Consider the following 25,809-nt stretch of genomic DNA (forward strand, 5'->3'; position numbering starts at 1 on the left):
CCTAACCAAACTCCGAATACCCGGGAGTACTACTCGGCAGACACACGGCGGGTGCTAACGTCCGTCGTGAAAAGGGCAACAACCCTAACCTCCAGCTAAGGTCCCCAAGTCATGGCTAAGTGGGAAAGGATGTGAGGATCCCAAAACAACCAGGATGTTGGCTTAGAAGCAGCCATCATTTAAAGAAAGCGTAACAGCTCACTGGTCTAAATAAGGGTCTTTGCGCCGAAAATGTAACGGGGCTGAAGCCATGCACCGAAGCTGAGGATTTGCAGCAATGCAAGTGGTAGCGGAGCGTTCCGTAAGCCTGTGAAGGGACAGTCGTGAGACATCCTGGAGGTATCGGAAGTGCGAATGTTGACATGAGTAACGATAAAGAGGGTGAGAGACCCTCTCGCCGAAAGACCAAGGGTTCCTGCTTAAAGTTAATCTGAGCAGGGTTAGCCGGCCCCTAAGACGAGGCGGACACGCGTAGTCGATGGGAACCACGTTAATATTCGTGGGCCTGGTGGTAGTGACGGATTGCGTAACTTGTTCATTCTTATTGGATTGAGTGGGCAGGGAAGCGGTTCCAGGAAATAGCTCCACCGTATAGACCGTACCCGAAACCGACACAGGTGGTCAGGTAGAGTATACCAAGGCGCTTGAGAGAACTATGTTGAAGGAACTCGGCAAATTGCACGCGTAACTTCGGAAGAAGCGTGACCCCATTTTACGCAAGTGAGATGGGGTGGCACAGACCAGGGGGTAGCGACTGTTTATCAAAAACACAGGGCTCTGCGAAGTCGCAAGACGACGTATAGGGTCTGACGCCTGCCCGGTGCTGGAAGGTTAAGAGGAGAGGTGCAAGCTTTGAATCGAAGCCCCAGTAAACGGCGGCCGTAACTATAACGGTCCTAAGGTAGCGAAATTCCTTGTCGGGTAAGTTCCGACCTGCACGAATGGCGTAACGACTTCCCCGCTGTCTCCAACATAGACTCAGTGAAATTGAATTCCCCGTGAAGATGCGGGGTTCCTGCGGTCAGACGGAAAGACCCCGTGCACCTTTACTATAGCTTTACACTGGCATTCGTGTCGGCATGTGTAGGATAGGTGGTAGGCTTTGAAGCGGGGACGCCAGTTTCCGTGGAGCCATCCTTGAAATACCACCCTTATCGTCATGGATGTCTAACCGCGGTCCGTTATCCGGATCCGGGACAGTGTATGGTGGGTAGTTTGACTGGGGCGGTCGCCTCCGAAAGAGTAACGGAGGCGCGCGATGGTGGGCTCAGACCGGTCGGAAATCGGTCGTCGAGTGCAATGGCATAAGCCCGCCTGACTGCGAGACTGACAAGTCGAGCAGAGACGAAAGTCGGTCATAGTGATCCGGTGGTCCCGCGTGGAAGGGCCATCGCTCAACGGATAAAAGGTACGCCGGGGATAACAGGCTGATGACCCCCAAGAGTCCATATCGACGGGGTTGTTTGGCACCTCGATGTCGGCTCATCGCATCCTGGGGCTGGAGCAGGTCCCAAGGGTTTGGCTGTTCGCCAATTAAAGCGGTACGTGAGCTGGGTTCAGAACGTCGTGAGACAGTTCGGTCCCTATCTGCCGTGGGTGTAGGAATATTGACAGGATCTGTCCCTAGTACGAGAGGACCGGGATGGACATATCTCTGGTGGACCTGTTGTCCTGCCAAGGGCATAGCAGGGTAGCTATATATGGACGGGATAACCGCTGAAGGCATCTAAGCGGGAAACCCACCTGAAAACGAGTGTTCCCTATCAGAGCCGTGGAAGACGACCACGTTGATAGGCCGGGTGTGGAAGTGCGGCAACGCATGAAGCTTACCGGTACTAATAGCTCGATTGGCTTGATCGTTCTCATTGATCAATGCTCATCAGGCGCCAAAGGCGCCTCATGATGCAAGACGTGTTCAAAACCAGCGAATAAAATGGCGAAGCGAAACTATTCGCTACTCACTAATCCCTATTCGCTCAAAATCCAGCTTCTCAATTGTTGCGCTTCGCTGACCTGGTGGTCATGGCGGGGTGGCTGCACCCGTTCCCATTCCGAACACGGCCGTGAAACGCCCCAGCGCCTATGGTACTTCGTCTTAAGACGCGGGAGAGTCGGTCGCTGCCAGGTCTGCTAAACGCAACATAAATCTTCTCATCACATTCTACGGCCCAAAGCCGATCAAAGGGCCGCTCGCAAAGCGGCCTTTTTGCTTTCGAGCCCTATATGTAGACTGAAATAGCGATGCACCGGATCTATAATGGTGCGTCCCTTACAGGAGACAACTCCTTCGGAGTTGCTCCGGCAGTAAGCGTAAATCGCCAAAGGCGTTTTACGCTATCGCGACAAAACCCAAAGGGTTTTGCGCTGGACGCGGGGTGGAGCAGCCCGGTAGCTCGTCAGGCTCATAACCTGAAGGCCGCAGGTTCAAATCCTGCCCCCGCAACCAAACTTCCCGGAATCCTATCGACCTATCGATGGCGCAAAAGCTTCGCTTTCCCCGGCGATCGTAGATCATCGTCCTACGGACCATAACCTCAACGCAGAAGGTTCAAAGCCTGACAGCCCGCCATCCGGCGGGTTTTACGCTTCTGGGGATGGCGGAGACAACTCCGTGCGTGCCGGCATGGGCTTATTCAAACACTATTCAGTCCCAAGCGTCTCCAGCGCCACCTTCACTGCCGCCGCATCCGCCGTCAGCGGTCGGTACTCCATGCCAACTGCGCCCCGGTAGCCGTGATCAAACAGCCAATCCAGCCGATAGCGCAGGTCTATGCTGCCGGTGCCCGGATCGTTGCGGCCGGGATGGTCGGCCACGTGGACGTGGATGATGCGGGAGATGCGGTTGGCGATGACGTCTTCGGTTTTCTCGTCCATCACGGCGGAATGGTAGATGTCGTAGGTGATGCCGATTTCTGGGCGGCTGACTTCGTCGATGATATCGAGGGCTTCGCGGGTTGAATCGAGGTAGTAGCCGATGTGGTCGATGCGGGTGTTGAGCGGCTCGACGCCGAGGCGGACGCCGGTGCCCTGAAGGATGTCGGCGGCGGCGCGCAGCGTGCCGATCAGGGCCTCGCGTTGTTCCGGGCGGGAGAGGCCGGGGAGATCGTCTCCGGCCTGGGCGATCAGGACGGGGGCGCCGAGGCGTTTGGCGACGGCGACGGATTGGGTGAGGCCCTCCAGCCAGGTCTCGCGATTGTTGACGTCGGTCAGCGGGATCATCGGTTCGGCGACAAGGCTAGAGACCTTGAGGCCGGTGCGGTTCAGCGCGGCCTCGATCGCGTCGAGATCCTTGTCGGTCCAGCGCCAGAATTCGATGAAGCCGAGGTCGGCCGCGGCGGCGCGGGCGATGCGGTCTTCGAAGCGGTCGTCCGGCGTGGCAAAGAGCCATTCGATGCAGGCTGAGTAGTTTCGCATATCGTGGTCCTCCCGATTTTCTCAAGGGATGGGCGAAATTTGCTGCCGGGGCAAGGCCGCTATTGCCGCAAGGCCTTGGACATCAGGAATTTTTTGCATCACGCGCCGGAACTTCGGCGAAGCCTCGCACGTTAAGGGACGCATCGAAAAAGCGTGGGGCAGCGGGCAAGGGATGACGGATTTTCAGGCGATCGGCGCAAGCCGCAAGACGGCGAATACCATGGAACTGATCGCCAGCGCCGCCCGGCGCACGGTGAAGGCTGCCATTCCCGCCGTGCCCGGCGGCATCATTCGCACCGGCCGCAACGCCTGGCGGTCCGGCAAAGCCTCGAAAGTTGCGTTTCTTGTCGATGGTGCTGCTTATTTCTCGGCGCTCGATCAGGCGCTGCGGCAGGCGCGCCAGACGATCTGGATCGTCGGCTGGGATTTCAATCCCGATATCCGGCTGCGGCCGAAGCAGAGCTCGGAAACGCTAGGCGAATTGCTGCTGTCGCTCGCCGATGAGAACCCGGCGCTGCAGATCCGCATTCTCGTCTGGGGAATGGGGCCGGTTTACTCGGGCAAGTCGCTGCGGCTCTTCCGCGAGAGCGGCTTTTCTTCTCATCCGCAGATCACCATGCGTTTTGACCTCCGCCATCCGCTGCGCGGCTGCCATCACCAGAAGCTGGTGTCGATCGACGACAGTCTCGGTCTTCTTGGCGGCATCGACCTGACAGCGCGGCGCTGGGACGAACCGGATCACCGGGTCAGCAACCCTGTGCGCCGCTCGCCTGACGGGACGCCTTACGAGCCGGTGCATGACATGCAGTCGATGGTTTCCGGGCAGGCGGCAAGCCTGATCGGCGATGTCGCCCGTCGCCGCTGGAAGAAGGCGACAGGTCAGAAGATCGAGCCGTCGCCGGTGCGGGATGCCGCGTGGCCGCTTGCTGTTGCCGCGGAGATGACCGATGCGACGGCGGCCATTGCGCTCACCGAGCCCGGCCTGATCGGCAAGCGCGGTCACTATGAAGCGTTTCGCCTGACGCGCGATGCGATCCGCGCGGCACGCAAGCACATCTATATCGAGACGCAGTATCTCGCTTCCTTCGGCGTCGCCCGCGAGCTTGCCAAGCGGCTGAAGGAGATCGAGGGGCCGGAGATCGCGGTGCTGGTCACCAAGAGTTCGCATGGTCTCATCGAGAAGCTGACGATGGGCAATAATCGCGACCGGCTGATCCGGCGGCTGAAGCGGATCGATCGCTATGACCGCCTTCGGGTGATGTATGCTGTGGTGCCCGATGAACGGGGTGGCGAGAAGGAAATCGTCATTCATTCCAAGCTGATGATCGTCGACGATGCCTTCATCCGTATCGGTTCCTCCAATCTCAACAATCGCTCCGAGGGGCTGGATACGGAATGCGATCTGGCGATCGAGGCGGAGACGGAGGGGCATCGTCAGGCGATCACCGCGCTGCGCCACCGGCTGATTGCCGAGCATCTCGATGCGGCGCCGGAGGATGTTCGGCAGATGGAAAGCGAAAAGCGGTCGCTGCTCGAGACGATCGAGGTGCTGAACTGCCGCGAGCGCGGTCTGCGCCATTTTGCCGTCGATATCGCCCATGGTGGCACGACGCCGTTGCCCGGTACCGCGATCGTCGATCCCCGCCGTCCTTATTGGCCGCTACATCGGCTGCGCCTGCGCGTTGGCCGTCTGGTCAGCGTGTTCTTCTGACGATGGTTTCCGGTTGCGGAGCACCAGCTCGCTGATCCCGAGGATCGGCAGGCCGATGAAGAGCGGCAGCAGGAAGTAGATCACCCGGAAAGCGACGAGAGCACCGATCGAGGCCGCACCCGGCAGCACGTGGCTGACGGTCGCCTCGAGCACGCCGAGGCCACCGGGAACGTGGGTCATGAGAATGGCGATGTTGGCGAGGACGAAGGCGGTTGCCGTCTGTACAAAGCTCGCCTCGCCCTGCGCCGCCAGCATCTGATGCAGGCAGGCAGATACGAAGATGAAATTCAGCGTTCCGATGACCACCTGCCCGATTGCGAGCTTCAGCGACGGCATCTCGAAGCTCCATTTCCAGAGCCGGAGTGGAGCGCGGACGGTCGCCGATAGCAGGATATAGACGGCGGGTATCGCCAGGCAGGCGACGCCGAGACCGAACAGGCCGGATGGGCTAAGCTTCAGCAGATTGGCGGCATCCTCGGGATTGACGAGCAGCGCGATGCCGGCGAGGGCAGCAAGGCCGATACCGACGGTGACGCCGCAGAACAGGATGACCTTGGCGACCTCCTCCGTGCTGAGGCCCCAGCGCGAGTAATAGCGGTAGCGGACGGCGCCGCTGCTCAGCGCCGCGACACCGAGATTGTGGCCGATGGAGAGGCCGGTGAAGGAAGCGATTGCTGCCTTGGGGTAGCTGAGCGGCTTGCCGGCATAGCGCAGGCCCATCCAGTCGAAACCAGTGAGACAGAGGTAGGAGAGGGCGGCAAAGCCGATCCCTGCGGCTAGCCGCGATATCGGGATGGCGGCGATCGACTGCATCACCTCGTCCAGCGAATAGCGGCTGAACACCTTGTAGAGCAGGTAGGCGGCCAGCAGTAGCCCGAGGACGAGGGTGGCGTTGATAATGAGGCGCTTGCCCGGCATGAGCTTTCCGTCTTGCTATGCAGTTTCCGTTGATGGAACGAAACAACGTGAAAACGGGTTCCCACGGCATGAGCACATTCTCCGACCCCGTGGCCGTTCAAGACGCCAAACTCATCAAGGTTCTCACATACAATGTTCATAGCTGCATCGGCACCGACCGGCGGCTGGATCCGCAGCGGGTTGCCGATGTCATTGCCGCATCGGGTGCGGATATCATTGCCTTGCAGGAGCTCGATGTCGGCCGTAGACGGACGGGCGGGATCGATCAGGCGCATCTGATCGCCACGCTCCTGAAGATGGAGGCGCATTTCCATCCGGCCCTGCATGTGGAGGAGGAGAGATATGGCGATGCGATCCTGACGGCGCTTCCGACCAAGCTAATGAGCGCGGGTCCATTGCCGTCAGTTGGTGAAGCCCGTGGTGCGATATGGCTGCAGGTCATTGCAAATGGGCTGCAGTTCAATGTGCTCAACACGCATCTCGGCCTGCGGGGCATCGACCGGTCGAGGCAGGTGGCGACGCTGCTTGGGCGCGACTGGATCAGTTCGCCGGAGTTTCAGGCGGCACCGGCAATCATCTGCGGCGATCTCAACGCCATCCCCCTGTCGCCTGCCTACCGGATGCTGGCGCGGCAGTTTCGCGATGTTCAGCTGCTTGCGGGCGGTAAGCCGCGGCCGACCTATCCGTCACGGCTGCCTGTGCTGCGGATCGATCATGTCTTCGTCTCCGAAGGCCTTGGCGTCAGGCGAGTGGCGGCGCTTGCCGATCCGCTCGCACGGCGGGCGTCGGACCACCTGCCGCTGCTGGCGGAGATCGAACCGTCGGCGGCGCTTACAAGGGCGGGAATGCGATCTGCGGCGTCTGCATGAGCTGCATGCCGGTGGTCGCCTCGGGATCGTTGATGCGCTGGATCAGCATGCGGCCGAGCTCTTCGCCGGCGGCGACCAGATCCTCGTAGATCGTCTCGACCTTGGGTTGCAGTTGCGTCAGCAGGCGTGAATGTTCCTTGGCGACGATGTCGTAGTCTTCTGCCAGCTGCTTTCCGGCGTCGCTCATGCCGGTGATGGTGGCGAGAGCAGAGACCTCGCCGGGACAGATGAAGCCGTCGGGCGCGTCAGGTCCGGCGGCGCGGCTGCGCACATAGTCTCGGATATCGCTGGCGGAGGAATCGAGCGTGATCGCCTCGGAGATTTCGTAGCTCGCGCCGGCTTCCCGCACGGCAGTCATGAAGCCATGCAGCAGGTGCTGGTAGAAGGTCAGCCGGCGCGGCGGCAGAAGGATGGTCACCTTCGTGCGGCCCTTGGCGATCAGCCGGGCGGTTGCCTCATAGGCGAAGGCGTAGTTGTCGTAATCGACATAGGGATGCTGCGTCGAGAATTCGGTGCGGCCGTGGCTGACGAAGGGAAAGCCCGTTTCGATCAGCATGCGCACGCGCGCATCGAAGGGTTCGGTGCGGGTGAAGATCACGCCATCGGCGAAATTGTTGCGGACGATGTATTCGGCGGCTTCGAGCTCGGTCGTCGACAGGAAGTTCGGCGCGACCACCAGATGGTAAGAGGTTTCTTTCAGAGCCTTGGCAATGCCGTACATGATCGAGGTGCCGAAGCCGACGACCTCCTGGTGGGAGTCGAGCAGGATGCTGATGACATTGGTGCGGCCGGTCTTCAGGCGCTGCGCTGCGCGATCCGGGAGATAACCGATTTCGCGGGCGATCTTGTGCACCCGCTCGCGGGTCTCCAGCGAGATTTGCGGTGCGTCGCTGAGCGCGCGCGACACAGTTGTCACTGCCAGACCGGTCAGGTTGGCGATCGTGCGCAATGTCGGCTTGCCACGTCTCAGCAGGCTGTCTTGGTTTTCGCCGCGGGGCGGCTTTATCGGATCGGTCAACTTGGCCTTCCTGGGGCTGCGGCAATCAACATAACGGGCAGATGCATTGCAAGCAATAAAGTTATGAAAACGTTTTAAATTTTTGGGATTTCTGACGAAATATAGGCATTACATAATAATTTCAGTATCTTGCGTCATTAATAATCTTTTTTCTCGGAAGTCGAGAAAGACTTGACGGCGGGTAATTTATATCGTTTTAAATTGTCAACCGCGGCCGGATCGGCTTCGGCATGTTTTCCCGCCCGGGGTGGCGGGAGGCATTCAGGGTGGCGGAGGGAGGCTTTCGCTGCCGACTTGCAAACGGGAGGAAGACTATGCGCAAGTTTTTGGGCTCGGTGGCTGCTGCTGCCGTGATGATGGCTGCGTTCGGCGCTCATGCTGCCGACGTCAAGGAAGTGCAGATGCTGCACTGGTGGACTTCGGGCGGTGAAGCCGCGGCTCTCAACGTGCTGAAGGGCGACCTTTCCAAGGAAGGTTACGCCTGGAAGGACGTGCCGGTTGCCGGCGGCGGCGGCGACGCTGCAATGACCGCACTCAAGGCAATGGTTGCTGCCGGTACGTATCCGACCGCTTCCCAGATGCTCGGCTACACTGTTCTCGACTACGCTCAGGCCGGCGTCATGGGCGACCTGACCGAGACCGCGAAGAAGGAAGGCTGGGACAAGTCCGTTCCGGCGGCTCTGCAGAAATTCTCCGTCTATGACGGCAAGTGGGTCGCAGCACCCGTCAACGTTCACTCCGTCAACTGGCTCTGGATCAACAAGGCCGTGATGGACAAGATCGGCGGCACCGAGCCGAAGACCTTCGACGACCTGATCGCCCTGCTCGACAAGGCAAAGGCAGCCGGCGTCATCCCGCTCGCTCTCGGCGGTCAGAACTGGCAGGAAGCCACGATGTTCGACTCGATCGTTCTGTCGACCGGCGGTCCTGAGTTCTACAAGAAGGCCTTCAACGATCTCGACGAAGACTCTCTGAAGTCGGACACGATGAAGAAGTCCTTCGATAACCTCGCCAAGATCATCAAGTATGTCGATCCGAACTTCTCGGGCCGCGACTGGAACCTGGCAACGGCGATGGTCATCAAGGGTGATGCGCTGGTTCAGGTCATGGGCGACTGGGCGAAGGGCGAATTCGTCGCCGCCAAGAAGACCCCGGACAAGGACTTCCTGTGCTACCGCTTCCCGGGTACCGATGGCAGCGTGATCTACAACTCCGACATGTTCGGCATGTTCAACGTTCCTGAAGACCGCAAGGCAGCCCAGGTCGCTCTCGCAACGGCAACGCTGTCGAAGAGCTTCCAGTCGGCCTTCAACGTCGTCAAGGGTTCGGTTCCGGCCCGTACGGACGTTCCGGATACGGCCTTCGACGCCTGCGGCAAGAAGGGTATCGCCGACCTGAAGAAGGCAAACGACGGCGGCACGCTGTTCGGTTCGCTCGCTCAGGGTTACGGCGCGCCTCCGGCAATCGCCAATGCCTATAAGGACGTCGTTTCGAAGTTCGTTCACGGCCAGATCAAGACCTCCGACGAAGCTGTGACCCAGCTCGTTCAGGCGATCGACGACGCTCGCTAATACCTGTTCGACATCTGGCCTCCCCGCACAGTGCGGGGAGGCCTTTGCGCCCTGCAGGAATGATGCGGGGAGGAGATTGATTTATGAGCACTGTTGCGACCACCGATCCGGTCCTGACGTCCAATCCTTCGACCCGCGCGTCCATTCGCGGCCGGTTGCAGGATGCCCTGCCGAAGATCGTGCTGGCGCCGAGCTTCCTGATCACCATCATTTTCGTCTACGGCTTCATCGTCTGGACGGCCTATCTGTCCTTCACCAATTCCAAGACCTTTCCGTCTTACGACCTGACAGGGCCGCGCGCCTATCAGCGCCTGTGGCGCTGGACGTTCGAGAGCGATCCGCCGTCGTCCTGGTACACGTCGATCACCAATATGGGTATTTTCGGATTCCTCTATATCGGCATCTGCCTGGGGCTCGGCCTGCTGCTGGCGATCCTGCTCGACCAGAAGATCCGCGGCGAGGGCGTGCTTCGGCCGATCTTTCTTTATCCGATGGCGCTGTCCTTCATCGTCACCGGCGTCGCCTGGAAGTGGTTCCTCGATCCGGGTCTCGGCCTTGAACAGACGCTGCATCAGTTCGGCTGGACGAGCTTCCACTTCGACTGGATCAAGAACAAGGATTTCGTCATCTACACCGTCGTCATCGCCGGTGTGTGGCAGGCGTCCGGCTTCGTCATGGCGATGTTCCTGGCTGGCCTGCGCGGCATCGACGGCGAGATCATGAAGGCGGCGCAGATCGACGGCGCCTCGACGCTGCAGCTCTATCGCCGGATCATCATTCCGCTGCTGCGGCCGGTGTTTCTGTCGGCCTTCATCGTTCTCGCGCATATGGCGATCAAGTCCTACGACCTTGTCGTGGCGCTGACCTCGGGCGGCCCGGGCGGTTCGGCCTGGCTGCCGTCCAACTTCATGTACGAATACACGTTCAAGCGAAACGAAATGGCCGTCGGCTCGGCCAGCGCGATCATCATGCTGATGACGATCTCGGCGATCATCGTTCCCTATCTCTATTCCGAACTGAAGGAGAAGGCGCGATGAGCAGCGTGACCTCCTCGACAATCGCCGTGTCGCAGGGTAACGGCAGCCGGTGGATCAGCCGCACGGCCATCTACGGCCTGCTGATCATCTTTGCGGTTCTCTACCTGATGCCGCTGTTCGTCATGCTGGTCACCTCGTTCAAGACCATGGACGAGATCCAGAACGGCAACATGCTGTCGCTGCCACAATCGCCGACACTCGATCCCTGGTTCAAGGCCTGGGGCGAGACCTGCGTCGGCCTGACCTGCGCTGGCATCAAGGGCTATTTCTGGAACTCGATCAAGATGGTCGTGCCGGCGGTGGCGATCTCCACGGTGCTCGGCGCTCTGAACGGCTACGTGCTGACCAAGTGGCGTTTCCCCGGCCATACGCTGGTCTTCGGGCTGATGCTGTTTGCCTGCTTCATTCCCTTCCAGTCGGTGCTGCTGCCGATGGCAACGATCCTCGGCGCTTTCGGCCGGTTCGGGATGACGCTGCAGAATGCGACGGGCATGAGTTTCGGTTTCGGCAATCCGACCGTGAACCTGGTCTTCGTGCACGTGGTCTACGGTCTCGGCTTCACAACGCTGTTCTTCCGGAACTTCTATGAGGCCTTCCCGACGGAACTGGTGCGCGCAGCGCAGGTCGATGGCGCAAGCTTCTTCCAGATCTTCCGCCGCATCATGCTGCCGAATTCGCTGCCAATCATCGTCGTCACCGTGATCTACCAGTTCACCAATATCTGGAACGACTTCCTGTTCGCCTCGGCTTACGCAGGCACCGGTGAATCCATGCCGATGACCGTGGCGCTGAACAACGTCGTCAACACCTCGACCGGGGTGGTCGAATACAATGTCAACATGGCTGCTGCGATGATCGCCGCCGTGCCGACGCTTATCGTTTACATTCTCGCCGGCCGCTATTTCGTGCGCGGTCTCATGGCGGGCGCCGTCAAAGGGTGATCCATGGCTTTCCTTGAAATTTCCGGCCTCAAGAAGCGCTTCGGCGCCGTCGACATCCTCAAGGGGATCGATCTCGAGCTCGAAGAGGGCGGCTTCCTTGTGCTCGTCGGCCCGTCCGGCTGCGGCAAGTCCACGCTGCTCAACACCATTGCCGGCCTGGAGTCGATCACCGAAGGTGAGATCCGCGTCAACGGCCGGGCGATCAACGACCTGCATCCGTCGAAGCGCGATATCGCCATGGTGTTCCAGAGCTACGCGCTCTATCCGAACATGACCGTTGCCGGAAACATCGCCTTCGGCATGGAAATCCGCGGCGTGCCGAAGGCCGAGCGCGACAAGGCGATCAAGCAGGTTTCGGAAATGCTGCAGATCGGTCATCTGCTCGATCGCAAGCCGAGCCAGCTCTCCGGCGGCCAGCGTCAGCGCGTTGCCATGGGCCGCGCGCTGGTGCGCAATCCGCAGGTCTTCCTGTTCGACGAGCCTCTCTCCAACCTCGACGCCAAGCTGCGCGTCGACATGCGCACGGAGATCAAGCGCCTGCACCAGCGCATGGGCACGACGATCGTCTACGTCACCCATGACCAGATCGAAGCGATGACGCTGGCGACCAAGATTGCCGTGCTGCGCGATGGCGTGCTGCAGCAGTTCGGCACGCCTGCCGAGATCTATAACAGCCCGGCCAATGTGTTCGTGGCCGATTTCATGGGTTCGCCGGCGATGAACCTGCTGAACGCCACCGTCGAGAACGGCTCGGGTGGACTGCAGGTCTCGCTCGACCGTCCGAATGGCGAGCCGCTGAAGCTGCCGGTTCCGGCGGGCAATAACAGCCTGACCAGCTACAATGGCAAGCCGGTGATCTTCGGCATCCGCCCGGAAGCGCTGACCGATCTCGACGGCGTAGATCGCAAGGCGAAATCGGTGTCGCATGGTGATTGCATGATCGAAGTTGTCGAGCCCGCGGGCGCGGATACGTTTGCCGTTACCAAGCTTGGCGGAAAGTCCGTCGTCGCGCGCCTCGGCGCCGATGCCGGGATCGAAGCCGGGCAGAACACCCGCCTTGCCTTTAATCTCGACAAGGCGGTGTTCTTCGATCCGCAGAGCCAGCTGCGGATCGCCTGATCTCTCAGCCGGCGGTAACGCTGAAGCTGATGGCGGGGAAGCGGCTTGAGGTCGCTTCCACCGTGATCGTGCCTGTAAGTCCGGTCGCCTCCAGCCAGAAGCCGGCCGTGCCGCCCTGCAGCGGCACACTCGTCGGGCCAACGATCTTTGCCGGTCCCTCGACGCGCAGGCCAATGCTGTCTTCCATGAAGGGCAGGCGCTGGCCGCGCTGATCGAGCGCGCGGATGATGACGCGCGTGCTGTCGCGTTCGCGGGCCTTCAGGACGGTGCTGTCAGGCGCAAGCTCCAGTCTTGCCGGAAGCGGATCGGCTGCAAGCGTCAGATGCGCGACCGGCTCGCCATCGATAAAGCCGGTGAATTCGCCATCGATCCATTCCAGACCCCAGGTGCCGAGCTCGTCCGCCGTGAAATGCCGGTGATCGAGAACGACGGGCGGATGCGGCAGGTGCGGGTAGTTCTCGCGGTCCGGGCCGATGCGCTTGGTCAGCGTTCCGTACTTCAGCTCGACCTCGTCGCAGTTGGTGAGGATGATCAGCGGCAGCACGCCGCCGATGCTGCGCTCGCCACGTGCCCAGAAGGTCACCGGCTTCATGATGATCTCGTCGGACGGATCGCACTGGCTGGCATAGACATAAGCCGCGAATTTCGGCTCGCGGAACATGTCCATGACGCCGTGGTAGCAGATGCGGTCGCCCGAGCCGAAATCCTTGTGGGTGTTGTAGTCGAACATGCACCAGCCGATGGCGCCTGAAATATCGGGATCGCCATAGGCGGCATTCAATACTTCGAGATGGCGGCGGACATGCTCGGCCTGGCGCTGTTCCGGATCGTGCATCTTCGTCGGATGCATGTGGCCGTTATATTCGGTGATCAGGTAGGGCACCTTGTGGCCGAGGCCGGTATTTTCCTGCTGTGGGCGAAGTGCCGTGCGCGGGCGGTTGGCGCCGGGAAGTTCCTCGTTGCCGAGGATGAAGTCGTTCATCGTATAGACGTCTTCCAGCAGCTCGCTTTCCGTCAGATAGCGGACGCCGCCGGTCTGGCGGGTGGTATCGAGCTCGCGGGCGAGGCGGTTTGTCTCGGCGTAGAAATCGTGGCTATCGAGCGACTCGTTGATGCGCACGCCCCAGATGATGATCGAGGGATGGTTCCAGTCGCGCTCGATCATGCGGCGGACGTTTTCGATCGATTCCTTCTGCCACTCGAGATCGCCGATATGCTGCCAGCCGGGGATCTCCTCGAAGACGAGCAGGCCGAGCCGGTCGCACTGATCGAGGAACCACTTGGATTGCGGATAATGCGAGGTGCGGACGATATTGCACTTCAGCACGGTCTTCATGATCGTCGCGTCGAGCTCCTGCGCGGAGCGGCCGGCGGCATAGCCGACATAGGGATAGGCCTGGTGACGGTTGAGGCCGCGCAGCTTCAGCGGCTGGCCGTTCAGCAGGAAGCCCTCGGGCGTGAACTCGGCGGTGCGGAAGCCGAAATTCGAGGCGAGGCGGTCCGAGCCGTGGCTGGTCTTCAGATCCACGGTGAGCTCGTAGAGCGCCGGATTGGCGATATCCCAGAGGGCGATGCCGGTCAGGCCACCGAAGGCGAGCGTCACGTCTTCGCCCGTGGTCTCGGCCGTCGCGGTGGCGATCACCACGCCCGAGGCGTCGCGGATCGTACCGTTGACCGTACCGAGGAAGGTCGCATGCTGCGGGTTCGACAGCTGGCAGCGCGCGGTTGCCGATTTTACATCGCCGAGCACGTCCTGCGTCTCTATCTTGATATTGCGCAGCGACACGGCGCCGGTGACCTTCAGCCAGACGTCACGGTAGATGCCGGCATAGGTGAGGTAATCGATGCGGCCGCCGAAGGGCGGGATGGCGGGGTTCTCGCTGCCGTCGATCTTGACGGTGATGAGGTTGTCGCCTTTGACGAGCTTGCCTGTCAGGCGCGCCTCGAAAGGCGTGTAGCCATCCTTGTGGGCAATGATCTCTTCGCCGTTCAGATAGACGACGCTGTCGGCCATGGCGCCATCGAAGACGATGGAGACTTCGCGGCCATCGAATTCCGGCATCCAGCGCAGGACCTTCTGATAGGTGAAGGCGCGCTGATAGGTCTTCTCGTCGAAATAGTTGAACGGCAGCTCGACGGCGGTATGCGGCAGGCTGATCGTGCTGTTGCCGTCGAAGGCGTCGAGCAGGCGCTGGCCGAAGCCCTCGTGAAAGCTCCAGGATTCGTTGAAGGAAACGACGGAACGCATATCAGACTTCCTTGCTGCAGCCGTGGGCAATGGTTCGGCGCGAGGCGCGCGCGCATGAAATGATGGTCACGGAAATTCCTCCTCGATGCAATGAAAAGCGCTGCCTTAGGCGGTGGAGCCCCAGCGGGGCGTGCAGGCAAGCGTGATGTTGTGCGGGCCTTCGATATCCTGCTCGTGGCGCTCGATCACCTCGACCACGGCGTCGATGAAGGCGACATGGTCCAGGCCGAGTGTCGTCAGGTCGTTGCAATCCCAGGCGGCCATGGCGATGCCGTCCTGGCCGACGATGGCGATATCGCCGGGCGTGTTCTTGCCGAGCACGCGGCGGGCGGCGTCGCGCGCACCGATCGCCATCACGTCGTTGCCGCAGATGATCGCATCGACCTTCGAGCGATGCAGCAGCATGACGGCTTCCTTGAAGCCTGAATCGTAGGAATAGTCGCCGAAGGCTTCGGCCTCGAAATCGAGACCGTGCTTGGCGAGCGCATCGGCAAACCACTTGCGGCGCAGCTTGTCGATCCAGCTCGACTTGGTGCCGGACAGATAGGCGAAGCGCTTCTTCCCGTCCTTGACGATCTTGTCGATGATCTCGGCAGCGCCGACGGCGCCATCGATGCGGATGCTTGAGACGTTCTCGTTTTCCAGCGGCTCGAAGGAGACGATGATCGGCTTGGTCGTGTGGAAGATGTCGACGGCATCCTGCATCGAGACCATGTCGGAGAAGACGACGACGTGATCGACTTGGTAGGTCGAGGCGAGCCGCATCAGCTGCAGACGGTCGGAGTGATCGGCGCAGCAGAGAATGATCGGCAGGAGCTGGCGGGCCTGCAGGCGGTGGACGAGCAGCTGCTGTTCTTCCGCCTCGCAAGGGTTGCCGATCGCGTTGACGACGAGGGCAACGAGCCGCGAGCGCTGGTTGTTCAGCGAGCGGGCAATGGCGTTAGGCTGGTATCCGTGTTCACGGGCGACCGCCAGGATGCGGTCGCGGGTGGCGCTGCCGATGCGGGAATCCGGCGAGAAGGCGCGCGAGATCGTTGCCGAGGATACGCCGGCGAGCTTTGCCAGCTCCTTGGAGGTGATGCGTTTCCTGCTCATGCCTGCTCCCGTCCAGACCCATTCCGCTCTTCTTCGAGTGGCGGAACGGTGTATCCCTTGTCACGCAATTCCAGAAGCAAAACCGCTGCGCAGTCTTGCTGGAATTTCCTTAGTCGGCGATCCGGACGGGCACTCCCTCCGCCGCTGCCGATTCCTTGATTGCGTCCCAGAGCTTAGCGAATCGCAAACCCATTTCAACGGAGCCGGAGTTTTCCATGCTTCCGGCGCGGATTGCGAGGAAGTTCTTCATGGGATTGCCGAGGATTTCGGCCTCTTCGCGGGCTTCGCTGGTGCGGCCGAAGCTTATTTCACGCCAGCCGCCCCAGGCGTCGATGCGAACGATCGCCTTGGAATAGAAGAAGGTGATGTAGGAGGCGCAGCCGGGAGGGCCTTCGCCGGCGGCCGTCAGCGTCGCCAGCGCGCCGTTCTTCAGCCGGGCGGAGACGGCGGTTGCGATATCCACCTTCCGGCCGTGATTGTGCATGTAGGCCGAGACGCTCTCGAAATCCGAGTTCGCCAACAGGCAGACGGTGTTCATCATGTGCGCACCGGTATCGAACATGAAGCCGCCGCCGGAGACTTCCGGCTGCTGCTTCCAGTGGCCGCCATAGTTCGATGCCCAGCTTTCCCAGATCATGCCGGAGATGGCGATGAGATCGCCGAATTCGCCGGCCACCGCGCGCTTGCGGGTGTCGAGGACCAGTGGCGAAAGGCCGCCCTGGAAGGCGGTAACGATGGTGACGCCGGATGTCTTCTGCGCCGCGATCAGCCGCTCGGCTTCGGCAACCGTCGTCACCATCGGCTTCTCGAGGAAAAGATCAAGGCCGGCTTCGGCCACAGCGACAGCCTGTTCGCCGTGGAATGCGTGCGGCGTGGAAATGTAGATGATATCGAGCGCATCACGGCGCGTCGCCAGCATCTGGCGATAGTCCTCGAACGTCTCCGGCGCCGGTGCGCCGGCTGCCGTGCAGACGTCGATCAGCCGCTGACGCGAGGCCGGGATCGTATCGGCGAGAGCGATGAATTCGATCTCGGGCATGCGTGCCCAGCTGGCGGCATATTCGGCTGCTTTCAGCCCGGCGCCGATGACGCCGAGGCGCAGTTTCTGAACCATGAAAAATCCTCCCGAAACTCATTGTGCAAACGATTACACAAAGCAATCATGACTGGCAAGCTATAAATAATCATTGAAAATCAATGTATTAAAATTTGGATAGAGATCGCTGTGAAAATCGACTTGTCAGAGATAGGAATGCGTGTACATTTTCCGCAGGTGCTGGAGGGCGCCATGTTTTAAAGAGGGAGGACTTCCGTTGAAGAAGACGGTTATCGGTGGCCTTTGCGCCATTTTGCTCAGCGCGGTCTCGACGCTGGCCCATGCTGAAACGATCCGCATCGCCAACCATGGTCAGTCGGGCATCGACGCCATGAAGTCGACGGTCGAGCGCATCGAAAAGAAATATGGCGTGACGGTCGAAGTCGTCGAATATCCGGCGCCGGATAAGGATTATCTCACCAAGCTCCTGACCGAACTCGGCGCCGGCAATGCCCCCGACCTGTTCTCGATCCCGACGGCATCGGCCGTTGCCGATATGGTCGAGGCGGGCTACCTCGCGCCAGTCACCAAGGAATTCAAGGCCTGGGAAGGCTATAACGGTCTTTATGACGTCGCCAAGCAGCTGGCCGTCAGCCCCGATGGCGAGACCTACGTGATGCCCTTCATGCTGGGCATTCAGGAAATCTACTATCGCAAGGACGTTCTTGAGAAGGCCGGTATCTCGACCGACCAGCCGAAGGACTGGAAGGACCTGCTCGACCGCGCTGCCGAGATCAAGAAGAAGACCGGCGCTTACGGTCTGCTCTTCCCGGCCGGTGTCGCCTGGGGCGGCGGTGCGTTCGACGAAGGCTTCCAGCATCTGATTGTTGGCTCCAAGACGCCGCAGATCGTCGATGCAGACGGCAAGCTCGATCTGAACGGCGAGGGCGTCAAGGATGTCTTCGACGTCTACAAGCAGCTGATCGATAACGACCTGATGCCGGTTCAGCCGCTGCTCGGACCGGAGCCGTGGGTCGTGCCGAAATATGAGATGTTCCCGCAGGGCAAGCTTGCTGCCACCACCTGCGGCTCCTGGTGCTACATCTTCGACTGGGGCCGCGAGAGCAAGAACCCGATCCCTGACGTGACCAAGGTCGTCGGCACCTGGACGGTTCCGGGCCAGAGCGGCGGTCAGTACGTTCTCGCCAACCTTGCCGCCCCGTGGGCCGTCAATGCCAAGTCGGCCAATGCCGAACTGGCGATCAAGGCGCTGATGGAAATCGGCTCGGTCGAAACGCAGGTCTCCTACGCTGCCCGCATCGGCAACATTCCGGCCAGCAAGGATGCGGCCAAGAATGCCGACTTCCAGAAGCTGACGGAACTCGTTCCGATCCATGCGGCTGCCGGAAACGGTGTATTCCTGAAGCAGGCTTCCGGCTTCGGTACCGTCTCGGAAGGTGTTGCCCGCGCAACCGAAGCGCTGCTGCGCAAGGAAACCGATGCGGCTGGCGCCCAGAAGATCCTGGTCGACTACGTCAAGGAAACGCTCGGCGACGACGCCGTGAAGTAAGCTTGGGTCATTTTCTCCCGCCCAAGATTGGGGAACGCGGCGCTCTTGCCGCGTTTCCCGGTTCATTCGATAAGGTTGTGAGCTTCGATGATCAGAAACTCTCATGAACGCCGCGCCGAGCGCCAGCTTCTCATCATCCTGCTGCCCTCGCTCGTGCTGCTGCTGGCGTTCGTCATCTATCCCGCGCTCTATTCGCTCTATTTGAGCTTCACCAACGAGGCCCTGACGGGTGCTGCGGCGCTCCGCCCGCGCTTCGTCGGCCTTCGCAATTACGCGCGGCTTTTCAACGACGCGAAGTTTTGGAACTCGCTGCTTGTCACCTTCTTCTTCGTCATGGGTTCGGCGATCATCGGGCAGTTCGTGCTCGGCCTCGTCTCCGCCATGGCGCTTCGCCGCGAAATCCGTTTCCGGCGCATCTTCTCGTCGATCATCCTTCTGCCGAATGCGGCGCCTGAAGTCGTTGCCGGCTTCATGTGGATTTCGATGCTGGCCGGCGGCGAACACGCGACGCTGTCGCGCATCGTCAGCTTCTTCGGCATCACGCCCGCCGACTGGCTGAACACGTTTCCGCTGGCGATGATCATCATCGTCAATACCTGGCGCGGTATCGCGACGGCGATGATCCTGCTCACCGCCGGTTTGAGCACCATTCCCAACGAAATCTACGAGGCTGCCCGCATGGATGGCGCGACCCCGTCGCAGATGTTCCGCCGCATCACGCTGCCACTGATGATGCCGACGATCCTGCTCTACATGCTGATCTCCGCCGTCTCGACGATTGCCGTCTTCGGTCTCGTCTATGCGCTGACCAGAGGTGGCCCGGGCGGAGCGACCGAGCTTGTCAGCATCTATATCTACAACCAGTCCTTCACGGCTTTCCAGCTCGGCTATGGCGCTGCGGTCGCAGTGGTTGCCTTGGTCATCTCGCTGATCCTCGGCATTGCCTATGTGCGGGCCATGAAGGTGGAGATCTGATATGGCCGTCATCTCTCCAAGCGAAAGCGCCAACAAGACGCGTTCCGACCTTCTCGCCTATGCGACGCTGTCGCTGATCTCGATCTTCTGTGCCGTGCCCTTCTTCTGGGTGCTGCTCGCCTCCTTCGATGGCAATGCGCAGCTTTTCCTGCGCTGGCCGGAGCAATGGACGCTTGCCAATTATGCCCGTGTCTTCGTCAAGGAGGACGGCGCGAAGTGGCTGTTCAACTCGCTCTTCGTCGTTGGCGGGGCAACGTTCATCGTCATGGTACTCGCCGGTCTCGGCGGCTATGCGCTGTCGCGCACCCGGGCATGGTGGAAGCTGCCTTTCCTCTACGCCATCCTGCTGATCCGCGTGCTGCCGCCGACGGCGCTTGTCGTGCCGCTCTATAAATTCCTGCTGACGCTCAATAATGCCGAGGGTGCGGTGCTGCGGCCGATCTTCGGCAGCTATGCCCGTGACATCATGCGCTGGACCGGCTTCATCGACGGCTATCTCGGCATCATGCTGGTGCTTGCCACCATGCAGCTGCCGCTGGCGCTGTGGATCATGAAGACTTTCTTCGATGGGCTGCCGCGTGACTACGAGGAGGCGGCCGTCATGGACGGCGCCACCATGATCCAGCGCATCCGCCGGGTGTTGATCCCGCTGGCGCTGCCGGGTCTGGCCGCTGCCGGTCTCTTCACCTTCATGTCGGCCTGGGGCGATTTCCTGCTGCCGCTGATCTTCCTGTCGTCGCCGGAGCTGCAGACGCTGCCGCTCGGTCTCTTCCGCGCCTTCCTGCGCATCAACGAGATCGATTACGGCCTGCTGGCGGCCCTTGCCTTCATCTACCTCCTGCCTGCCGTCATCGCCTTCGGCTTCGCGCGGCGCTTCCTCGTCCAGACATTCTCTGGCGGCGTGAAGGGCTGAGACAAGAAAGAGAAACCGAATGATCAATCTCAAGAACGTCCGCAAATTCTACGGTGCGCTGGAAGTTATCAAGGGCGTCGACATTACAGTCGAGGATGGCGAGTTCGCCGTCTTCGTCGGCCCGTCAGGCTGCGGCAAGTCCACGCTGCTGCGCATGATCGCCGGTCTGGAAGGCATCGACGAGGGCGACCTGATCCTCAATGGCCAGCGCATCAACGATGTGCCACCTGACAAGCGCGGGATCGCCATGGTGTTCCAGTCCTACGCGCTCTATCCGCATATGACGGTCGCTGAGAACATCGGCTTTTCGCTCAGTCTGAAGAAGGTGCCGGAGGCGGAGATCCGCAAGCAGGTCGAGGGCGTCGCCGAGATCCTGCAGCTCACCGATTACCTCGATCGCCGCCCGGCGGCTCTCTCGGGTGGTCAGCGCCAGCGCGTGGCGATCGGCCGGGCGATCATCAAGAAGCCGTCGCTGATCCTGTTCGACGAGCCGCTTTCCAACCTCGATTCCGCGCTCCGCGTGCAGATGCGCGCCGAGCTGCAGCGGCTGCACCGCGAGCTCAAGGCGACCGTCGTCTACGTCACCCACGACCAGGTCGAGGCGATGACGATGGCTGACCGTATCGTTGTCCTGAACAAGGGCACGGTTGCCCAGCAGGGCGCGCCTATGGGCCTCTATCATCAGCCGGAGAACGAATTCGTCGCCACCTTCATCGGCTCGCCGAAGATGAACGTGATCCCGGCGACGGCGACGCGGCAGGCGGGCCGGATCGCGCTCGATAGTCCGATCGGGCTCAGGATGGACATGCCCGATGCCGCATCGGTGCCGCAGGGCGAAGTGCGTCTCGGCGTGCGGCCCGAACATCTGAAGATCGTCGGCGAGGGACAGGGCAATTTCAATGCGGAGGTGGCGATCGTCGAGCGGCTCGGTGTCGAAACCTACATCACCGTCGGCACCACACAGGATCCGATCATCGTTCGAGCCGATGGCGATATTGCCGTCAGGCCCGGGGACCGGGTTTCGCTCGCGGCCGATCCGGCCGCCTGCCACCTCTTCGACGCATCGGGCCGGGTCATCCGCTCGGCCAATCTTTCATAACATCGAGGACTATCATGACGATCAAGGTAACGATCTGGAACGAGGGCCGGCACGAGCAGGTGCACAAGGAAGTGCAGGATATCTATCCCGATCGGATCGATGGCGCGATCGCGGCCGGCATCAAGCATCCCGACTTCGAGATCCGACGCGGCACGCTGGATGATCCGGATGAAGGTTTGCCGGATTCATTGCTCAACGATACCGATGTGCTGCTCTGGTGGGGCCACATGGCGCATGAGGAGGTCAGCGATGGGCTGATCGACCGCATCCAGCAGCGGGTGCTGAAGGGCATGGGCTTGGTCATCCTGCATTCCGGCCATCACTCCAAGCTGTTCCGCCGGCTGATGGGCACCAATGCCAATCTCTCGTGGCGCGAGTCGCCGGCGGGCGATCTGGAGCGCGTCTGGGTCATCAATCCCTCGCATCCGATCGCCGAGGGTCTGCCGCCGTTCTTCGAGGTCAATGCTTCGGAAATGTACGGCGAGCCCTTCGATATCCCGCAGCCGGACGAGCTGGTCTTCATCTCCTGGTACTCAGGCGGCGAAGTGTTCCGCAGCGGCTGCACCTGGCAGCGCGGCCGCGGGCGCATCTTCTTCTTCAGCCCGGGCCACGAGACCTATCCGATCTATCACGACAAGACGATCCACAAGGTCATCTCCAACGGCATCCGCTGGGCGGAGCAGAAGCACAGGGATGGCCGGATCCTGGAGAACTGGCACCGCGCCGAAGCGCTGCATCCGCGCCCTGACGGCAAGGTCTGAGCTTCCTCCCGTGGGGGCTGGGGCGATCTCGCTCCGGCCTCCGCGGGCGGCATTCATCGAGGAGGAATGCGATGCAGCTGATTTCGCTGAAGGCTGAAAGCGACGTCCACGAATTCCTGATCAGCAAGAATTTCTGGGCGGCGGTGCATCGCAACGTGCCGGAGCGGCTGGCAGCACTCGCCCGTCTCGCGGCCGAGCGGCCTGACGTTTTCGCCTTCGAAAGCAGCCAGAAGATCGCCGAGCGCTGCAAGGTCTCGCAGACCAGCGTCGTGCGGTTTGCCCAGCATCTCGGCTTCGATGGTTTCGCCGAGATGAAGCAGGGCTTTCAGCACGGGCTGCGCCAATCTTCCCGTCGCGCCTCCTGAGCCTTATGGATACTGCGCGCCGTTGGTGGTCGTGTAGATCGAATAGACCGACTGCGTTGCCGTGATGAACAGTCGGTTCTTCTTGAAACCGCCGAAGCAGATGTTCGAAACGGTCTGCGGGATGAGGATCTTGCCGAGCAGGGTACCATCGGGGGCAAAGCAGTGAACGCCATCCGCGGCGCTGCTCCAGAGATTGCCTGAGACATCGAAGCGGAAGCCATCGGGAACGCCCTTGTCGATCGTGCAGAAGAAGCGGCTGTTTGCCAGCGTCTTGCCGTCGATGACGTCGAACACGCGGATATGGCGCGGAACCTCGTGGTGGGACGAGCCTGAATCGGCGATATAGAGCTGCTTTTCATCCGGCGAGAAGGCAAGGCCGTTCGGCTGGATGAAATCGGTCGCCACGGCTTCGACTTTGCCGCTCTGCGGATCGATGCGGTAGACGTTGCGCGTCTCCTGCTCCTCGTCCGCCTTGTGCCCTTCATAATCGGACATGATGCCGTAGCTTGGATCGGTGAACCAGACCGAACCGTCCGACTTGACGACGACGTCGTTCGGCGAATTCAGCCGCTTGCCGTTATGGCTGTCTGCGAGAACGGTGATGCGGCCGTCGGCCTCGGTGCGGGTGACCCGCCGCCCGCCATGTTCGCAGGAAACCAGCCGGCCTTGGCGATCCCTGGTGTTGCCGTTCACATAGTTGGACGCCGAGCGGAAGACGGAGACGCCGCCGTCCGGAACCCAGCGCATCATCCGTTCGTTCGGGATGTCGCTCCAGATCAGGCAGTTCATGTCGGAGAACCAGACGGGACCCTCGGCCCAGCGGCAGCCGCTATAGAGTTCCTCGAGCCGGGCGCTGCCGGCGATCAGGCCGCGGAAACGTTCGTCACGGATGTCGTAGAGCGGGGTTTCGGACACTGAATTGCTCCTCCCAAAGCGATTGGCCGAGTCTTTCGTAAACGCAAACGGTGAGCGGTGCCAGAGCCCGGCGCTGAAAATTACCGGGCTCCGGCAGTCACTTAGAGGGCGGCAACTGGATGCGGCGAGCCGTCATAGGCGCCCCAGATCGACTGGTCGAAGCAGATGACGGAGCCGGTCATCAGGCCGGATTCGGCAGAGGAAAGATAGGCGCAGGCGCGGGCCACTTCTTCCGGGTCGACAAGGCGGCCGAAGGGCTGGCTTGCGGCGGCCTTTGCCAGCCAGTCTTCCGCCGCGCCGTGATATTCCCGCTGGATGCGGTCTTCGCCCTCTGACGACATCCAGCCGATGTTGAGACCATTGACGCGGATGCGGTTACGCAGCAGGGCATAGGCGGTGTTCTTCGTCAGCGTTTCCAGCGCGCCCTTGGATGCGCAGTAAGCGGCGATGAAGGGCTGGCCGGCCTTTGCCGACATCGAGCCGATATTGACGATCGTGCCCTCGATCTTCTCGCGCCGCATCACCTTGACGGCCTCCTGTATCAGGAAGAACGGGGCCTTCACGTTGACGGCGAACATCTGGTCGAAGAGTTCGGGGCTGGTGTCGAGGATCGTGCCGCGGTCGGTGATCGCTGCGGCATTCACCAGCGCATCGACGCGGCCGAAGGTCTCGTCGCAGGCGCGCACGACATTCTGCGCATCCTCGACCTTGCCGAGATCGGCCTTGACATAGACGACCCTGGCGCCGGTCTTCGATGAAAGCTCCTCGGCCTTCGCCTTGCCCTTCTGTTCATTGCGGCCGCAGATGACGATGCCCTTGGCGCCGCGCTCGGCAAACAGCCGGGCGATGGTGGCGCCGAGGCCCTGGGTGCCGCCGGTGACGATGGCGATCTTGCCGTCGAGGCGGCTGGTATCTGTGCTCATATGGTTCCTCCGATGTGTTGTGGTGATCTCACGGCAAAAGCCCCTCGTCGAAACGAGAGGCTTCAATGGTGTCGTTCTTATGAGCTGATCAGGTCAGCTTCTTCTCCGCCTGATCGGCGAGTGCCTTGGTGAAGGCATCGTCGCTCCAGCCTTCCTTCAGCGCCTCATGCATCAACTGCGCCTGCGTCTTCGGCGCCAGGCCGCCGACCGGCGGGTCGCGGTCGAGGTTGGTGGGGAAGGAATAGCCTTCGGCGCAGGAAGCGACGGCGTTGGCGACGCCCGTTTCCGGGAGTTTGCCTTTCAGCGTCTTCAGCGCCGGGAAGAGTTTGGCGCTCATCCGCTCGCGGTTGACCGTCTCCATGGCGCGGCCAAAGGCTGAGGATACCTGCAGCAGGTTGGCGACGCGCTTGATGTCCGCCGAACGGTTGGTGCCTGCGGCATGGAAGAGCGCCGGATTGAAGAACACGACGTCGCCCTTCTTCAGCGGCAGCTGGACGTGATGCTTGTCGAAGTAGTCGCGGAACTCCTGGCGCTTGAGCGCGAGGTAACCAGGCACATAGGTCTGGCTATGCGGCAGGAAAAGCGTCGGGCCGCTTTCGATCGGCATGTCGCAATGGGCGACGGCGCCCTGCAGCGTCAGCACCGGCGAGAGCTTGTGAACATGCGCGGGAAACTGCTCGATCACCTTGGAGGACTGGAAGCCCAGGTGATAATCGCGATGCGCCGATTGCGCGGCACCGCCTGGATTGACGCGGTTCACCTGCGCCGTCATCTGATAGCTCGGGCCGAGCCAGGCTTCGCTGGCGATCGCGACGATCGGGTTGGCGTAATAGAGCGCGAAATTCTCGGGATCGGCGAGGCAGTGCTTCTCGAGCGAGTTCCAGATGCGGTCGTTGGCGCCGGGCTTGGCGAAATGGTCGCCGCCGCCGGTCGAGGTGCGGTGCTGCTCGTCAATGATCTCGTCGAAGATCTGGCTGGCGCGGTCGATGATCGAGGTATCCTCGTAGGCGCGCTTGAAGACGACGACGCCGGGACCCTCGCCGAAAGCTTCGCAGATCTCGGCCAGCACGGCGCGGCGGCCTTCGGGATCGGCGATCGCCTCGGTGACCTTGCGGCTGTCGTAGATCAGAACGTTTTTCTCAACACTATCGGCCGTCGGGTAATCGGCCAGCGCCGTGGTCTTTTCGGCCAGGGCGCGGAAGTCGCCGAGATCGCAGGCATCTTCCGTCAGCCAGACGCGGTCGGCGCGCATTTTCTGCGGGTTGTCGGTTTTCATCAGGTGCTCCTCCAAATCTGATGAAGGAACTATAC

The 25,809-nt window shown here is 61.2% G+C and carries 21 protein-coding genes, 1 tRNA gene and 2 rRNA genes (1 of these 24 cut by a window edge); 15 read left to right on the forward strand and 9 right to left on the reverse strand.

The features are described 5' to 3' along the window. The 3 genes from F2982_RS11725 to F2982_RS11735 all read left to right on the forward strand — a co-directional run. A 23S ribosomal RNA gene (locus tag F2982_RS11725) occupies positions 1-1,860 on the forward strand; it begins 941 nt to the left of the window's first position. A 152-nt stretch (positions 1,861-2,012) separates the two neighbouring features. Further along, positions 2,013-2,127 (forward strand): 5S ribosomal RNA (gene rrf / locus F2982_RS11730). A 242-nt stretch (positions 2,128-2,369) separates the two neighbouring features. Then, positions 2,370-2,446, forward strand: a tRNA-Met gene (locus F2982_RS11735). 194 nt (positions 2,447-2,640) lie between these two features. Here the strand turns inward: F2982_RS11735 and F2982_RS11740 are convergent. After that, positions 2,641-3,414 (reverse strand): TIM barrel protein, encoded by a 774-nt coding sequence (locus tag F2982_RS11740; protein WP_203427925.1) that lies wholly within the window; start codon positions 3,412-3,414, stop codon positions 2,641-2,643. Between the two features lie 172 nt (positions 3,415-3,586). On the opposite strand from F2982_RS11740, the gene F2982_RS11745 reads away from it, so the two are divergent. Continuing rightward, entirely contained in the window at positions 3,587-5,125 is a 1,539-nt protein-coding gene (locus F2982_RS11745; protein ID WP_203427926.1) for a phospholipase D-like domain-containing protein, read from the forward strand. Here the strand turns inward: F2982_RS11745 and F2982_RS11750 are convergent. Next, positions 5,075-6,043 (reverse strand): lysylphosphatidylglycerol synthase domain-containing protein, encoded by a 969-nt coding sequence (locus tag F2982_RS11750; RefSeq protein ID WP_203427927.1) that lies wholly within the window; start codon positions 6,041-6,043, stop codon positions 5,075-5,077. The two genes, F2982_RS11745 and F2982_RS11750, sit on opposite strands and share 51 nt — an antisense overlap. A gap of 68 nt (positions 6,044-6,111) precedes the next feature. On the opposite strand from F2982_RS11750, the gene F2982_RS11755 reads away from it, so the two are divergent. Next, the gene (locus F2982_RS11755) at positions 6,112-6,912 is read left to right on the forward strand and encodes an endonuclease/exonuclease/phosphatase family protein (protein ID WP_203430055.1); all 801 of its coding nucleotides are present in this window, start codon (positions 6,112-6,114) and stop codon (positions 6,910-6,912) included. On the opposite strand, the gene F2982_RS11760 is transcribed toward F2982_RS11755, so the two are convergent. Further along, on the reverse strand, positions 6,875-7,930 hold the full coding sequence (locus F2982_RS11760; protein WP_199628888.1) for a LacI family transcriptional regulator: 1,056 nt from the start codon (positions 7,928-7,930) through the stop codon (positions 6,875-6,877). The two genes, F2982_RS11755 and F2982_RS11760, sit on opposite strands and share 38 nt — an antisense overlap. Before the next feature lie 314 nt (positions 7,931-8,244). On the opposite strand from F2982_RS11760, the gene F2982_RS11765 reads away from it, so the two are divergent. The 4 genes from F2982_RS11765 (at position 8,245) to F2982_RS11780 (ending at position 12,598) form a co-directional block, all read left to right on the forward strand. After that, positions 8,245-9,501 (forward strand): ABC transporter substrate-binding protein, encoded by a 1,257-nt coding sequence (locus F2982_RS11765; protein WP_112537114.1) that lies wholly within the window; start codon positions 8,245-8,247, stop codon positions 9,499-9,501. Between the two features lie 83 nt (positions 9,502-9,584). Beyond that, on the forward strand, positions 9,585-10,538 hold the full coding sequence (locus tag F2982_RS11770) for a sugar ABC transporter permease (RefSeq protein WP_203427928.1): 954 nt from the start codon (positions 9,585-9,587) through the stop codon (positions 10,536-10,538). Continuing rightward, on the forward strand, positions 10,535-11,479 hold the full coding sequence (locus tag F2982_RS11775; protein ID WP_199628891.1) for a carbohydrate ABC transporter permease: 945 nt from the start codon (positions 10,535-10,537) through the stop codon (positions 11,477-11,479). The genes F2982_RS11770 and F2982_RS11775 overlap by 4 nt, the downstream gene beginning before the upstream one ends. Positions 11,480-11,482: 3 nt before the next feature. After that, positions 11,483-12,598 carry an ABC transporter ATP-binding protein gene (locus tag F2982_RS11780; protein WP_203427929.1) on the forward strand — a complete coding sequence of 372 codons (1,116 nt, stop codon included), beginning with the start codon at positions 11,483-11,485 and terminating at the stop codon, positions 12,596-12,598. Between the two features lie 4 nt (positions 12,599-12,602). On the opposite strand, the gene F2982_RS11785 is transcribed toward F2982_RS11780, so the two are convergent. The 3 genes from F2982_RS11785 to F2982_RS11795 form a co-directional block, all read right to left on the reverse strand. Next, positions 12,603-14,846: a glycoside hydrolase family 2 TIM barrel-domain containing protein gene (locus tag F2982_RS11785; protein ID WP_203427930.1), complete on the reverse strand. Its 2,244-nt coding sequence runs from the start codon at positions 14,844-14,846 to the stop codon at positions 12,603-12,605. A 105-nt stretch (positions 14,847-14,951) separates the two neighbouring features. Next, the gene (locus F2982_RS11790) at positions 14,952-15,941 is read right to left on the reverse strand and encodes a LacI family DNA-binding transcriptional regulator (protein ID WP_112719830.1); all 990 of its coding nucleotides are present in this window, start codon (positions 15,939-15,941) and stop codon (positions 14,952-14,954) included. 109 nt (positions 15,942-16,050) lie between these two features. Further along, on the reverse strand, positions 16,051-17,055 hold the full coding sequence (locus F2982_RS11795) for a Gfo/Idh/MocA family oxidoreductase (RefSeq protein ID WP_203427931.1): 1,005 nt from the start codon (positions 17,053-17,055) through the stop codon (positions 16,051-16,053). Positions 17,056-17,254: 199 nt separating this feature from the next. Here F2982_RS11795 and F2982_RS11800 point away from each other — a divergent pair, with 199 nt between their 5' ends. The 6 genes from F2982_RS11800 (at position 17,255) to F2982_RS11825 (ending at position 22,660) form a co-directional block, all read left to right on the forward strand. Beyond that, positions 17,255-18,547 carry an extracellular solute-binding protein gene (locus F2982_RS11800; protein ID WP_112719828.1) on the forward strand — a complete coding sequence of 431 codons (1,293 nt, stop codon included), beginning with the start codon at positions 17,255-17,257 and terminating at the stop codon, positions 18,545-18,547. An 87-nt stretch (positions 18,548-18,634) separates the two neighbouring features. After that, a complete protein-coding gene (locus F2982_RS11805) occupies positions 18,635-19,522 on the forward strand; it encodes a sugar ABC transporter permease (protein ID WP_112719827.1) in 888 nt (295 codons plus the stop codon). A gap of 1 nt (position 19,523) precedes the next feature. After that, positions 19,524-20,435, forward strand: a complete 912-nt coding sequence (locus F2982_RS11810; protein ID WP_203427932.1) for a carbohydrate ABC transporter permease — start codon at positions 19,524-19,526, stop codon at positions 20,433-20,435. Positions 20,436-20,454: 19 nt separating this feature from the next. Beyond that, positions 20,455-21,534: an ABC transporter ATP-binding protein gene (locus F2982_RS11815; protein ID WP_130282333.1), complete on the forward strand. Its 1,080-nt coding sequence runs from the start codon at positions 20,455-20,457 to the stop codon at positions 21,532-21,534. A 14-nt stretch (positions 21,535-21,548) separates the two neighbouring features. After that, positions 21,549-22,295: a ThuA domain-containing protein gene (locus tag F2982_RS11820; protein WP_130282331.1), complete on the forward strand. Its 747-nt coding sequence runs from the start codon at positions 21,549-21,551 to the stop codon at positions 22,293-22,295. 71 nt (positions 22,296-22,366) lie between these two features. After that, the gene (locus tag F2982_RS11825) at positions 22,367-22,660 is read left to right on the forward strand and encodes a MurR/RpiR family transcriptional regulator (RefSeq protein WP_203427933.1); all 294 of its coding nucleotides are present in this window, start codon (positions 22,367-22,369) and stop codon (positions 22,658-22,660) included. A gap of 3 nt (positions 22,661-22,663) precedes the next feature. Here F2982_RS11825 and F2982_RS11830 read toward each other — a convergent pair whose 3' ends face one another. From F2982_RS11830 to F2982_RS11840, 3 genes are all read right to left on the reverse strand, one after another. Then, a complete protein-coding gene (locus tag F2982_RS11830) occupies positions 22,664-23,575 on the reverse strand; it encodes an SMP-30/gluconolactonase/LRE family protein (RefSeq protein WP_203427934.1) in 912 nt (303 codons plus the stop codon). 101 nt (positions 23,576-23,676) lie between these two features. Further along, on the reverse strand, positions 23,677-24,498 hold the full coding sequence (locus tag F2982_RS11835; protein WP_203427935.1) for an SDR family oxidoreductase: 822 nt from the start codon (positions 24,496-24,498) through the stop codon (positions 23,677-23,679). A gap of 88 nt (positions 24,499-24,586) precedes the next feature. After that, positions 24,587-25,774 carry a phytanoyl-CoA dioxygenase family protein gene (locus tag F2982_RS11840; protein WP_203427936.1) on the reverse strand — a complete coding sequence of 396 codons (1,188 nt, stop codon included), beginning with the start codon at positions 25,772-25,774 and terminating at the stop codon, positions 24,587-24,589. Positions 25,775-25,809 lie beyond the last annotated feature (35 nt).

Origin of the sequence: Rhizobium sp. BG4, assembly GCF_016864575.1 — a bacterium.
Classification (GTDB): Bacteria; Pseudomonadota; Alphaproteobacteria; order Rhizobiales; family Rhizobiaceae; genus Rhizobium.

Bases quoted from the DNA above. Each gene is read 5' to 3' on its own strand.
- F2982_RS11780 (WP_203427929.1), top strand. From the start codon at position 11,483: ATGGCTTTCCTTGAAATTTCCGGCCTCAAGAAGCGCTTCGGCGCCGTC.
- F2982_RS11740 (WP_203427925.1), bottom strand. From the start codon at position 3,414: ATGCGAAACTACTCAGCCTGCATCGAATGGCTCTTTGCCACGCCGGAC.
- F2982_RS11805 (WP_112719827.1), top strand. From the start codon at position 18,635: ATGATCAGAAACTCTCATGAACGCCGCGCCGAGCGCCAGCTTCTCATC.
- F2982_RS11770 (WP_203427928.1), top strand. From the start codon at position 9,585: ATGAGCACTGTTGCGACCACCGATCCGGTCCTGACGTCCAATCCTTCG.
- F2982_RS11765 (WP_112537114.1), top strand. From the start codon at position 8,245: ATGCGCAAGTTTTTGGGCTCGGTGGCTGCTGCTGCCGTGATGATGGCT.
- F2982_RS11755 (WP_203430055.1), top strand. From the start codon at position 6,112: ATGAGCACATTCTCCGACCCCGTGGCCGTTCAAGACGCCAAACTCATC.
- F2982_RS11775 (WP_199628891.1), top strand. From the start codon at position 10,535: ATGAGCAGCGTGACCTCCTCGACAATCGCCGTGTCGCAGGGTAACGGC.
- F2982_RS11750 (WP_203427927.1), bottom strand. From the start codon at position 6,043: ATGCCGGGCAAGCGCCTCATTATCAACGCCACCCTCGTCCTCGGGCTA.
- F2982_RS11835 (WP_203427935.1), bottom strand. From the start codon at position 24,498: ATGAGCACAGATACCAGCCGCCTCGACGGCAAGATCGCCATCGTCACC.
- F2982_RS11785 (WP_203427930.1), bottom strand. From the start codon at position 14,846: ATGCGTTCCGTCGTTTCCTTCAACGAATCCTGGAGCTTTCACGAGGGC.
- F2982_RS11825 (WP_203427933.1), top strand. From the start codon at position 22,367: ATGCAGCTGATTTCGCTGAAGGCTGAAAGCGACGTCCACGAATTCCTG.
- F2982_RS11810 (WP_203427932.1), top strand. From the start codon at position 19,524: ATGGCCGTCATCTCTCCAAGCGAAAGCGCCAACAAGACGCGTTCCGAC.
- F2982_RS11790 (WP_112719830.1), bottom strand. From the start codon at position 15,941: ATGAGCAGGAAACGCATCACCTCCAAGGAGCTGGCAAAGCTCGCCGGC.
- F2982_RS11840 (WP_203427936.1), bottom strand. From the start codon at position 25,774: ATGAAAACCGACAACCCGCAGAAAATGCGCGCCGACCGCGTCTGGCTG.
- F2982_RS11815 (WP_130282333.1), top strand. From the start codon at position 20,455: ATGATCAATCTCAAGAACGTCCGCAAATTCTACGGTGCGCTGGAAGTT.
- F2982_RS11795 (WP_203427931.1), bottom strand. From the start codon at position 17,055: ATGGTTCAGAAACTGCGCCTCGGCGTCATCGGCGCCGGGCTGAAAGCA.
- F2982_RS11745 (WP_203427926.1), top strand. From the start codon at position 3,587: ATGACGGATTTTCAGGCGATCGGCGCAAGCCGCAAGACGGCGAATACC.
- F2982_RS11820 (WP_130282331.1), top strand. From the start codon at position 21,549: ATGACGATCAAGGTAACGATCTGGAACGAGGGCCGGCACGAGCAGGTG.